This window comes from Lebetimonas sp. JS138 (assembly GCF_000523335.1).
In the GTDB taxonomy this organism is placed as follows: Bacteria; Campylobacterota; Campylobacteria; order Campylobacterales; family Nautiliaceae; genus Lebetimonas.
The window spans coordinates 1,361,511-1,373,284 of the sequence record NZ_ATHT01000001.1 but is presented as its reverse complement, the minus strand read 5'-3'; the positions used below and the strand labels follow the sequence as shown (position 1 = coordinate 1,373,284).

Annotated in this window: 12 protein-coding genes; 3 read left to right on the top strand and 9 right to left on the bottom strand. The window is 30.7% G+C overall.

The window, feature by feature from the left end; all coding sequences use genetic code 11:
* Window positions 1-23: 23 nt before the first annotated feature.
* Both DZ67_RS0107775 and rsmH read right to left on the bottom strand, forming a co-directional pair.
* Window positions 24-299 (bottom strand): hypothetical protein, encoded by a 276-nt coding sequence (locus tag DZ67_RS0107775; RefSeq protein ID WP_024788078.1) that lies wholly within the window; start codon window positions 297-299, stop codon window positions 24-26.
* On the bottom strand, window positions 299-1,204 hold the full coding sequence (gene rsmH / locus DZ67_RS0107770) for a 16S rRNA (cytosine(1402)-N(4))-methyltransferase RsmH (protein ID WP_024788077.1): 906 nt from the start codon (window positions 1,202-1,204) through the stop codon (window positions 299-301). The genes DZ67_RS0107775 and rsmH overlap by 1 nt, the downstream gene beginning before the upstream one ends.
* A gap of 62 nt (window positions 1,205-1,266) precedes the next feature.
* Here rsmH and DZ67_RS0107765 point away from each other — a divergent pair, with 62 nt between their 5' ends.
* Genes DZ67_RS0107765 through recG form a run of 3 tightly spaced genes read left to right on the top strand, consistent with a single transcriptional unit; the run spans window position 1,267 to window position 4,709 of the window.
* Window positions 1,267-1,815, top strand: coding sequence for a class II aldolase/adducin family protein (locus tag DZ67_RS0107765; RefSeq protein ID WP_024790966.1), 549 nt, complete (start codon window positions 1,267-1,269; stop codon window positions 1,813-1,815).
* A 13-nt stretch (window positions 1,816-1,828) separates the two neighbouring features.
* The gene (locus DZ67_RS0107760) at window positions 1,829-2,968 is read left to right on the top strand and encodes a M16 family metallopeptidase (protein WP_024788075.1); all 1,140 of its coding nucleotides are present in this window, start codon (window positions 1,829-1,831) and stop codon (window positions 2,966-2,968) included.
* On the top strand, window positions 2,961-4,709 hold the full coding sequence (gene recG, locus DZ67_RS0107755; protein ID WP_024790965.1) for an ATP-dependent DNA helicase RecG: 1,749 nt from the start codon (window positions 2,961-2,963) through the stop codon (window positions 4,707-4,709). The genes DZ67_RS0107760 and recG overlap by 8 nt, the downstream gene beginning before the upstream one ends.
* Here recG and DZ67_RS0107750 read toward each other — a convergent pair.
* Genes DZ67_RS0107750 through DZ67_RS11095 form a run of 7 tightly spaced genes read right to left on the bottom strand, consistent with a single transcriptional unit; the run spans window position 4,701 to window position 11,764 of the window.
* A complete protein-coding gene (locus DZ67_RS0107750; RefSeq protein WP_024791501.1) occupies window positions 4,701-5,891 on the bottom strand; it encodes a class I SAM-dependent methyltransferase in 1,191 nt (396 codons plus the stop codon). The two genes, recG and DZ67_RS0107750, sit on opposite strands and share 9 nt — an antisense overlap.
* 49 nt (window positions 5,892-5,940) lie before the next feature.
* A complete protein-coding gene (gene murC / locus DZ67_RS0107745; protein WP_024788073.1) occupies window positions 5,941-7,242 on the bottom strand; it encodes a UDP-N-acetylmuramate--L-alanine ligase in 1,302 nt (433 codons plus the stop codon).
* Complete coding sequence (locus DZ67_RS0107740) at window positions 7,239-7,700, bottom strand: hypothetical protein (RefSeq protein WP_024788072.1); 462 nt, start codon at window positions 7,698-7,700, stop codon at window positions 7,239-7,241. Before DZ67_RS0107740 ends, murC begins: the two co-directional genes overlap by 4 nt.
* On the bottom strand, window positions 7,697-8,791 hold the full coding sequence (locus DZ67_RS0107735; RefSeq protein ID WP_024788071.1) for a succinyldiaminopimelate transaminase: 1,095 nt from the start codon (window positions 8,789-8,791) through the stop codon (window positions 7,697-7,699). Before DZ67_RS0107735 ends, DZ67_RS0107740 begins: the two co-directional genes overlap by 4 nt.
* Window positions 8,788-10,956 carry a polyribonucleotide nucleotidyltransferase gene (locus DZ67_RS0107730; RefSeq protein ID WP_024790962.1) on the bottom strand — a complete coding sequence of 723 codons (2,169 nt, stop codon included), beginning with the start codon at window positions 10,954-10,956 and terminating at the stop codon, window positions 8,788-8,790. The genes DZ67_RS0107735 and DZ67_RS0107730 overlap by 4 nt, the downstream gene beginning before the upstream one ends.
* Window positions 10,953-11,543 carry a hypothetical protein gene (locus DZ67_RS0107725; RefSeq protein WP_024790177.1) on the bottom strand — a complete coding sequence of 197 codons (591 nt, stop codon included), beginning with the start codon at window positions 11,541-11,543 and terminating at the stop codon, window positions 10,953-10,955. Before DZ67_RS0107725 ends, DZ67_RS0107730 begins: the two co-directional genes overlap by 4 nt.
* A complete protein-coding gene (locus DZ67_RS11095; protein ID WP_255327396.1) occupies window positions 11,540-11,764 on the bottom strand; it encodes a J domain-containing protein in 225 nt (74 codons plus the stop codon). The genes DZ67_RS0107725 and DZ67_RS11095 overlap by 4 nt, the downstream gene beginning before the upstream one ends.
* Window positions 11,765-11,774 lie beyond the last annotated feature (10 nt).

Genomic DNA, 11,774 nt, shown 5'->3' with positions numbered 1-11,774 from the left:
ATCATAGATAAATAAAAAATGAATTAAAAAGAAAGTTTTTGAAGTCTGTTTTTAAATTTTATTTTTTCTATTTTGGATGAAAGTATGGACTGCTCTGCTTTTAGGGAATAATATTCGTTTAACAATTTATTTAAATGCAAAGAATATATGTAAATATGATTTGAAATATATATTTTAGGAAATAAGACAGCCAATGAAAAAAATATTACAAATACAACATTTTTAATAATTGATATGGATAACGACTTTTCTTCGATTACTTTTGAGACCTCTTCAATTAAAAGTTCTTTTTCATTCATTATTTTTCCTTAAATAAAAACCCCCTGAGTTTTGCACTTCTGCTTCTTGGATTTGTCTTTATTTCATCATTTGTAGCAGTTACAGGCTTTTTAGTAATAATTTTACCCAACGCATGATTGCCGCCGCATTCACATCTGATAGCTTCGGGAGGGCATATACAGTTTTTCGCCCACTCTTTAAATTTGTTTTTTACTATTCTGTCTTCGAGTGAATGAAAGGTTATTATACCTAAAATTGTGCCTGGTTTTGCAATATTCTTTGCATTTTCAAGCAGATTTTCAAGCTCACCCAGTTCATTGTTTACTTCAATGCGGACGGCCTGAAATATTCTTGCCAGACTTTTTTTATCTTTTATACCGATTTTACCTAAAATATCGGCAAATTCACGGTTTGAATTAATAACACGGTTGGAAATTATGGCTTTTGCAATTTTTTTATACCTTCTCTCTTCGGCAAATTCTTTTAAAATTCTTTCAATTTCCTCTCTTGAATAATAATTAATTACCTCATATGCACTTAAATCCTGATTTTTATTCATTCTCATATCCAAAATTTCACTTTCGAAATTAAATCCCCTCTCGGGATTGTCAAGCTGAAAAGAACTGACCCCTATATCCGCCAAAATACCTGCAATTTCCAAATCTTTCAAATCTTTTAAAGCAACACTGGCCCTTTTGTTGATAAATTGGATTCTGTCTTTAAAAGGAAAAAGTCTTTTCTTTGCAAAATTAAGTGCATCCGTGTCCTGATCTATTCCAATTAGTTTAATATTCGGAAAATTTTTAAGTATCGCAACGCTATGACCGCCAAAACCTAATGTGCAGTCAACAAAATAACCTTCTTTCATTGGAGAAAAAAGTTTTATTACTTCATTTAAAAGAACCGGTATATGAGGAATTTGCATAATAACCTTTTTTTTAAAAATTATACTAAATTTTTGATATAATTTGGCAAAAAAGGTAATATTTGCTTGAAAAACTGTTTTTAGATGATTATAAATTAACCGCCAGGGTTTTGCAAGAAAAAAATATCTTAAATATAGGTTTTGGTAGCATTTCTTTAAAAACAGGCAACGACACCATGCTTATAAATAAAAAAAACAGCTGCATTTTAGAAGAAAATTTTTATATATCTGTAAATATTGCAAACAAAACACTCGCATACAAAGAAGCAAACGAAGATGCCCCTCTTCATGCAAAAATTTACAAAAATATCTCTTTTGCAAAAACTGCATTGAATCTTTATATGCCAAATACCATTGCTTATTCTATAATCCACGAAAAATTCCAGCCCATAGACACATACGGAAAAAAATATTTTAAAAATATAACCATTATCGAAGATTTAATGACAGAAACAAATATAAAAAAATTATTAGCCATTCTTGAAAAAGAAGAAATTGCAATTATAAAAGCAAAAAGCGTGATTATAATAAGCAGAGATATAAAAGAAGCTTTAAAAAAAGCTTTTATTTTAAACAATTCTGCAAGAATTTTATTAAAAATTCCACATTAAAACGGAGGTATCAATGATAATTTTTGAAAAAGATTGCATAGGAAGAAGTTTTTTACAAATAGTTTTTTTAAACTCGGGAAGCATATTTTTTAAAGACGGAGTAGCCAATTTTGCCAAAGAGATATTAAACAGAGGCACCAGCAAAAAAAAAGAAAAATTTTTTTCCTTTTTGGATGAAAACGCCATTAATCTGAATTTCGGAATAAACCATGAATATTTCACCGTTTCCGTTAAATGTTTAAACAATAAAAGAAAAAAAGCCCTCGATTCGTTAATAGAGCTGTTCAGTGATATCAATTTGACAAAAGAAGCTTTTGAAAAAACAAAAAGAGAAATTATTGCCAAAAAAGAGAGCTTAAAAAACAACAACGACTATATTGCAAATAAAAATCTTTATCGTGCCATTTTTGAAAACACACCGCTGGCAATTCCCGTAATAGGAGAAAATATAGAAAATATCACTAAAGATGATATAAAAAATTTTTTTAACGAATTAAGCGAAAACGTAATTATAATCAACGGAGGAGAAAAATTTGATTACGAAAAATTTATAAAATTATTTCCAAAAAAAGAAAAAGAATATCCTTTCTTTGAGCCTATTCAAAAAAACATTAAAGAAAATAAAGAAGTAGAACAAAGTTATATCTATTTCGCAAGTGAATACAATATTGAAAAAAAAGAGATTCATTTGGCTAAAATAGCAACTTTTATTTTGGGAAGCGGGGGCTTTGGAAGCCGTATTATGGAAAAAATCAGAGTAAAAAAAGGTTATGCATATTCGGCATATGCATTTAACACTTTCAAAAAGACCCATAAAATTTTAAGCGGATATATGCAGACAAAACTTGAAAATACTGAGGATGCAATTAATTCTTTAAAAAATATAATTAACGATTTTACACAAAACGGAATAACCGCTGAAGAATTAAACGACGCAAAAAAATTTTTACTTGGTAGCGAACCGCTTAGAAACGAGACACTAAGTCAGAGACTTCTTAAAAAATTTAATGAAGTATATCTTAATTTACCTGAAAATTATTATCAAAAAGAACTTGATTTAATCAAAAACACCAAATTAAATGAAATTAACGATTTTATTAAAAAATATAAAAATATAAAAAATTTAAGTTTTTCAATTCTTACAAATGACTGATTTAAAAACACTTGAAACCGCATTAATAAAACCAAAAGATTGGGAAGATAATCATCTATATCCCTATCTTTTAAACAGACCCCAGGCATTTGAGGCCGAAATACTCGATATTCAAAAATCATCTAAAATCACCAGAATTAAATTTTTTTTAAAAAATATCAATCAGATTATGTGGGGAGTATTTTTTGTTTTTAAAAAATGGCATGAAGCTGTTTTTAAAAAAGGTAAAACTCTATATATAAGAGGAGAAATCAGAAACAACCAATTAATCCAGCCAAAACCAATAAGCAGAATAAATGAAATAACCTCTGTATATTCATCTGTAAAAATAAAAAATGAAATAAAAAAACATCTGAGCTTCGAAAATTTAAAAATACTGCCGCAGGAAATTGCCGAAACTTTGATAAAAATGCATTTTCCGACAACTCTAAAAGATATTGAAGAAAAAAAAATAGAATATGCACTAAAATGGAGCGAAATTTTTTTATATTTATATAAGCTTCAAAACAAAAAGAAAATATTTCCTTCAAATCCGATTATTTCAGAGCCGACGCCTTTTATAGATTCCCTTCCGTTCAAACTTACCAATGACCAGTTAAAAGTTATAAAAGATATACAAAACGATTTATCAAAACCCGTTCAGGCAAGAAGGGTAATAATTGGCGATGTAGGAAGCGGAAAAACAATCGTTATGCTCTCTACTGCATTTATGGCTAAAAAAAGCGCAATTATGGCTCCTACATCAATACTTGCCAATCAGATTTACGAAGAAGCGGATAAATACTTAAATGGAAAATGGACAATGGAAAATGGAAAATTATTTAAAGTGGTATTGGTTACGCAAAAAAGTAAATTCACTGAATATGATTTAAAAAACGCAGATTTATTAATAGGCACGCATGCTCTTTTATATCAGGATTTACCAAAATTAAACGCTGTAATGGTTGACGAACAGCACAGATTCGGAACCAATCAGAGAGCAAAGCTTGAAAAACTAACTTCAAGTGGAAAAGTCTTACCTCACTTTTTTCAATTCAGCGCCACCCCCATCCCAAGAACACAGGCTCTTATTATGAGCAGTTTTGTAAATGTAAGTTTGATAAAAGAACTTCCTTTTAAAAAAGATATTGATACAAAAATAATAGATAAAAGTGATTTTAAGGATTTAATAACCCATATTCAAAAAGAGATAAGCTTAGGCAATCAGGTGGTAATTGTTTATCCTCTTGTAGAAGAATCGCAAAATTTTAATTATCAAAGCATAGAAGAAGGAAAAGATTTCTGGCTTAAATATTTTGGCGGAGTCTATATAACACACGGAAAAGACAAAAACAAAGAAGATATTTTAGTCGAATTCAGGGAAAAAGGAAATATTTTAATAACAACAACCGTAATTGAAGTTGGAATTTCTTTGCCCCGTTTAACCACTATTGTAATAGTCGGAGCCGAAAGGCTCGGACTCGCAACACTGCATCAGCTAAGGGGAAGAGTCGGAAGATATGGACAGAAAGGATACTGCTTTTTATATACAAATAATAAAAACAACAATAGGCTTATTGAATTTTCAAAAACGCTTGACGGATTCAAAATAGCAGAACTTGATCTGAAATTCAGAAAAGCCGGAGACCTGCTCGACGGCAAAAAACAAAGCGGTGAAAAATTTAACTATTTTGATGAAACAAAAGATTTGGGAATTTTAGAGGATGTTAAGAGATATATTGAAAAAAATCTATCAGATTAAACTTTCTTCAATAAATGTTCTTTTTATTATAGGATAATTATTATTTACACCGTTTGAATATAAAATTTGATATAAATGCTGTTCTCCTATATAAAAAGAAACCGCAGATGAAATTAGATATAAATCCCACATTCTGTAAAATTTTTCATCAAATTTATTAATAACAGTATCTTTAATATTGTGAAACTTATTTCTCCATTCAATTAATGTTTTATAATAATGCAATCTCCAATCATCCATATCCATAAAATATAAATCACTCTCTTTTGAAGAATCAAATATTTCACTAACGCAAGGTAAATGGCCGCCGGGAAAAATATATTTTCTAATCCATTTACTTGTAGGTGCAGGATGTTGTTTGCCTATTGTATGAAGCAAAAAGAGGCCTTTTTTTTCAAGAATATTATTAACAACTGAAAAAAATTTTTTATATCTTTCTTTACCGACATGTTCAAACATACCTATTGATACGATTCTGTCAAATTTTTTATTTAATTTAGGTAAATTTTCATAATGCATTAAATAAACCTCTACTAAATTATTTAAATTTTCCTCTTTTATTTTTTCTTTGACATATTCATACTGGTTTTTTGAAAGTGTAATTCCGATACAAGGTATATTATATTTTTTTGCAGCATTAATTATAACTGAACCCCATCCGCATCCAATATCCAAAAAATTTTTTGCATTTTTTAATCTTAATTTTTCATAAATAATATTTCTTTTTTCTTCCTGGGCTTCTTCTAAACTCATATCTTTTTTTGTAAAAAAAGCACATGAATAAGTCATAGATTTATCCAACCATGATTTATAAAAATCATTACCTAAATCGTAATGATATTGAACCTCTTTTTCCTCAATTTTTTTCAGCATACCCAAAAAATTAAAAAAGAGTTTCGTAAAATCTATCTGTTTTTTTTCTTTATCCATTAAATTAACATATGTAAGACCCCCGATTAACAATTCTTCAAGAGAACCGTTTATATTTATGTTTCCATTTACATATTCTTCAGCAAAACCCATCTCTGGATTTATCAAAATTCTTTTTGCTGTTTTATAATCTTTCAAAATAACCCCTAATTTTCCATCCCCCATTTTTTTATCTGGGAATTGCACATAAATTTTTTCAGGCATATATTTATTGAATTCTTCAATAAATTTGTTTATTGTCTTTTCTAACATAACAAATCCTTTTTTTTTATTATAAAACTAAAAAAAGAAAATGTCAAAATTATAAACCTCTCAATTGATAAGTAATATCCCCCGCTCCGAAGCCTATAACCAGTCCGTCTTTTATTTTTTTAATTATTTTATTGTCTTTAATTAACATAATATTATTTCTATTAGTTTTTATCTTATCTGCAAATATAGGATTGTATTTTGAAAAATGCATTTTAAAATCAATATTTACTTCTTTTTCCCCCGCTGACCATACCGGTAAAATTATAAGTTCATCCACCCCTTCAAAACAGTTTACAAAGCCTTCTAAATTATCAACCGTCCTTGAATATTTGTGAGGTTGCCAGATGGCCGTTATTTTATCTATTCCGTTTAATTTTGCATATAAAAGTGCCGAATGAATGGTTGCTTTTATTTCTGTTGGATGATGCCCGTAATCGTCTATTAATATAAAATTATCCTCTTTTTGTAAAATATCAAATCTTTTTTTAATGCCTTTATAATTTTTAATATTTTCAGCAATTTCTTCCATTGAGATAAATTCATTTGCAGCTTCAATTGCAAGGAGAGCATCCAATACCAAATGTTCACCAAATCCGTAAACTTCAAATTCGCGAGTCTTATATTCGAAAATAGTTTTTGGCTGATTGTCTCTTAATTCATATCGTATGTTTTTAGCATCAGTTAAATAAACTTTTTTCATAGGCAAATCAAGACTTTTTATAAATTCATCATTCCCGTTTACAACCCTGATTTTTGCACTCTTTAAAAATTTTTCATAATGGGAATAAAAAAGTTTTAAATCATGATTATAAAATTCCATATGTTCAGGTTCGGTATTTGTAACAACTGCAACAAATGGATTTGAATCTATAAAACTGCCGTCGCTTTCATCCGCTTCAAACACCATTAAATCGTTATTACTAAATCTGGCATTGGAATTAAAATCTTTACTTTCAGCCCCTATCAGGGCACTGGCATCTTTTAAAACAGAAGCCAAAATAGAAGTTGTTGTGCTCTTACCGTGGGCACCGCAGACTGAAATTACCTTTTTATTATTTAAAACAAAAGGCAAAAATTCCCTTCTGCTTATTGTTTTTATACCTTTTTTCTTAGCGGCAACCCTTTCAGGATTATTTTCTTTAGCAACAGCAGTAAAAACGATTAAATCGATATCATCGGTTATGTTTTCTTCTTTTTGTGGAATATAAACTTTTACACCTAAACTCTTTAGTTTTTCTGTCAACGGAGTGGCATGTATGTCGCTTCCGCTAATTTTATAGCCTTTTGCGCTTAAAAATCTTGCCAAAGCGCTTAAACCTATTCCTCCTATACCGATAAAATGTATTCTCACTCTTGAAACTCTTTTACAAACTGATTTTTATATTTAATAACAAGATCATCTATTTCATCGTTAAACCCTGTAAAAAAATAATCTTCGTAAATTTCACTTAAATCTACATATTTTTCAAAAAATTTATCTAAACTGAATCCGGCCAACATTCCAATTACAAACATAGAAAACATCTCTTTTAGTTTAGCATCTTCAATTAAATATACCATATCATAACCAACCTGTTTAGCTTCGCTAACAGCACCTTCATCCCAAAGTTCAAGCATATATTCCATCATCGCCCTGATTGCCATTTTCTCTTCCGGATTTTTAACATCAAGAGTTTTTTGCTCTTCTATTTTTTTATTAATTATTTCAAAAGTTTCTTTTAAAATTTTTTTAAATGTTTCATCTATCTCATCTTCTCTGTTTTTTCTAACTAATTCATCCAATTTTTTATATTTTTCTACCAAACTCATAAAATTTCCTTTAAAATATTGAGTGCCGTTTTTATTTTTTCCATATCATAAACAAGAGCTATTCTGACATAACACTCTCCTGCGCTATTTCTTCCCATAAACCTGCCGGGCAATACTTTTACACCTCTTTTATATGCTTCAACAGTGAATTTTATATCATCGTCTACTTTTAGCCATATATAAAAAGTGGCTTCCGGGATATCCACCCCTAAAATTTCTTTGGCCACTTCAAAATTTTCAATATATTTTTTTCTGAAAATTTCCGGATATTCTTCATCCTCCCATGCCGCTTTTGCCGCATATTGCAAAGGCAGAGGAATGGCGCAACCTGTATAAGTCCTAAAAAGCAGATATTTTTTTAATATTTCCCTGTCTCCCGCAATAAACCCGCTTCTAAGCCCGGGGGCTGAACTTCTTTTTGAAATGGAATTAATGGCGAGTACATTTTTAAAATTTCTGTTTCCCACTTTCATACTTGCCTCAAGAATTGAAGGTGGTGGATTTTTTGTATAAAGCTCGCTGTAACACTCATCATTTAATATCACAACATCTTTTTTTAGGGCATATTCCACCCATTCACATAATTCGTCCAAATTCATAACACTTGAAGTAGGATTATTAGGAGAATTTAAAATAATAAAATCTTCATCTCCTTCAAGCTGGGACAGACTTGGTTTAAAATTATTTTTTTCGCTGAGCTCTAAATAGTTAATTTTACTCCCGGCTGCAACGGCAGCCCCTTCATAAATTTGATAAAAAGGATTCGGAAAAGCCATTTTTCGAGGCTTTAAAAAAAGCGGAAAATTAAATAAAACTTCCCGTGTCCCGAATGTAGGAATCAGTTCATCTTTTCGAAGTTCTACATTAAATCTTCTTTTTATAAAATCTCTTTGGGATTTTTTTAAAATTTCCTCCCCGGCGGTTTTGGCATATTTATTTAAATATTTAACATTTTTACATAAACTTTTTTCAATAAACTCAGGTGTTTCAAACTGCGGCTCTCCTATTGTCAAAGAAAACACCTCCTTTGGATGAGGCACATCTTTTAACAATTCATTTAATTTTTCAAAAGGATATTTTTCAAACATCACTCCTCCACTAAAGCAAGCTCTATTTTAAATCCGCTTTGAGAAAGCACTTTTACTTTTATTTTATCCCCAACATTGAAATCTTCCGGATTTTTTCCGTTGAGTTTTGATTTATGCAAAAGCCCCTCAACACCTGGTACCAATTCTACAAAAAGACCGAAATCTACGATTTTACTTACTTTTCCTTCTATTATTTCACCTGTTTTAAAATCAGGAATTTTCGGTTTGTCATCTTTACAAATCACATTTAATATATAATCTTTTGTTGCTTGAAGCTGCTCATGACTTTCACCGAAAATTTTCACTTTTCCGCTGACTCTATCCAAATCTATTGTTACTCCGAATTTAGAAATGATATCTTTTACGGTTTTACCCGCAGTACCTATAATATCTATAATTTTATCCGGTTCGACTTTAAAACTAATAGCTTTTGGAAGCACAGCTTCGTTATATTTAATCTCTTTTGCGGCTTTTTCCATAAGTTCGAGTATATAACATCTTGCGTCCCTAGCCTGATAAAGGGCCTCTTTTAAAACATCAAGAGAAATTCCCCCTAATTTTATATCCATCTGCATAGCGGTTATTCCTTCATAAGTTCCTCCGACTTTAAAATCCATATCTCCGTCATGATCTTCAAGCCCCATAATATCAGTAAGTACCGCATATTTATCACCTTCACTTATAAGACCCATTGCAATTCCCGCCGCCATTTTAAGTAGAGGAACTTTTGCGGCTTTTAATGCCAAAGAACCTGCACAGATCGTAGCCATTGAGCTACTTCCGTTACTTTCAAGTATTTCACTTACAACCCTTACTGTTTCATCAAATTCCGGGTCTAAGAGCGGCTCAATTGCCCTTTTTGCCAAATTTCCATGACCCAGTTCCCTTCTGCTCGGAGGTCCCAATCTTTCCGCTTCACCTACTGAAAAAGCCGGAAAATTATAATGAAGCATAAATCTTTCAAGCTTTTCTTCTTTATCTGTCAAATTTCCGTAAACCTGGGCATCCATATCACCGCCTCTGGTTGCAACAGCCAAAGCCTGGGTCTGTCCTCTTGTAAACAGACAGCTTCCGTGTGCTCTTGGAAGAACGTTTGTCTCTATACTTATAGGCCTTATTTCATCGAGTTTTCTTCCGTCTGCCCTGATTCCCTCATATAAAATCATACCTCTTACAATTTCTCTTTTAACTGTTTTTACAGCTTTTAAAATAACATCATAATCTTCTTCTTTATCCAATAAACCTGCTATTTTTCTTGCAAATTGTTTTAATAAATAATCCCTTTCGCTTTTGCTCAAATATTTTATTATTTCTTTTAATTCATCTATATATTTTTCTTTTATTGTTTCAATATATTCACCCGGGTCTTTTTCAACTCTCTCTTTAAATTCGGCAGGGGCTTTTTTAAATTCTTTTAAACCTTCCTCATAGGCTTTAACACCCTCTTTTATAGCATTTTGAGCAACTTTTAAAACTTCTATTAAATCATCTTCTTTTATTTCATTTGTTTTATAATTTACGATTGTATTTTCAATAGGCGCCCCGTCAAGCATTATATCTTCGACAGGAATAATCTCAATATCTTCCTGACCCTGGGCGGCAAATTCTATCATTAAAAGCTCGTCTTTGCTTCCGGTAACAAACAGATTAAATTCTCCTTTTTCAAGCTCACTTAATGTAGGGTTCACAATTATTTTACCGTCTATTCTGGTAAGTCTTACCCCGTAAACCATTTTTGAAAAAGGCAAATCACTTAAATACATGCAGGATGCGGCGGCATTCATGGCAGCAGCCTGCAGGTCACTCTCTTCATCCGCACTTACCGCCATAATAGTAAGAACGGTATTGTATCCGTATTCTTTAGGAAACAGAGGCCTGAGGCTTCTGTCAACTATTCTGGCTGTTAGGGTTTCAAAATCCCCCGGTTTTTGTTCTCTTTTTACAAACCCTGCAGGAATTTTTCCAACCGCATAGGCTTTTTCGACATATTGAACCACAAGAGGCACAAAATCCTCTTCCACAAGTTCATCCGGATTATACGTAAGCGTAGCAATCATTACCGTATTTCCGTCTTGAAACCATACAGACGAATTTGCCTGTTTAGCTAGCTTATTTAAAACAAATTTCTGAACTCTGTTATTAACTTTTAATTCTACACTGCAACTCATTTATTCTCCTTAATATAAAATTCGGTATCTATATAATCTTTTAGTTTTTGAATATAAAAAAGATTATCTACAATTTTTTCTATTTTATCGGCTGATTCTTTTGAAATAAAAGGCACGGCAACATTTATTTTTAAAACTTTTGCATTTATACAGCTTTTAATGGCACATAAAAGGGTAAGTGCGGTATTAGAGCCTAAATCAACCAATAAAATATTTTTATTCTCAATTGAAATTATACTCTCTCCCAAGCGGAATTTATGCATTTTAGGAATTATTTTTTCTTCATAAATTCTATTTGCTTCGTTATAAATATAATCATCCGTTATATCAAAAGCATTTTTAAGCTCGTCTATTATAACCAATTCTCTAAACTCACTCACGGCACCTATTACAGTTTCTTTGTTCACAGGGGAAAAAATAGGTTCAATAAACAGCATATCACCTTCTACAAAAGAATTTTTTAATCCGATTTCACGGGAGAGAAAAATTGACCTTTCATTTATGCTTAAAATTAACAAATTGTTAAAAATAGTTTTATCTATAATATTGTTTAACTGATAAATAATCTCTTCCGTTGATAATTTCATTCAAAAACCTTAAAATTTTTATGAAATTCCTCCGGGTACTGTTTTTTTATTTCATCTTCGCTGAATGTAAATTTAAAGTTTTTTATATAATCTTTTAAAATATTATAGGCTTTGTTTATTTCTTTCATTTTTTCTTCATTCCCTCCTGTGTCGGAATGATATTTTTTAGCAAGTTTCTTATAATTTTTTTCTATTTCTTTTGCGGTGCTTAAAGGTTTAATATGTAGGATT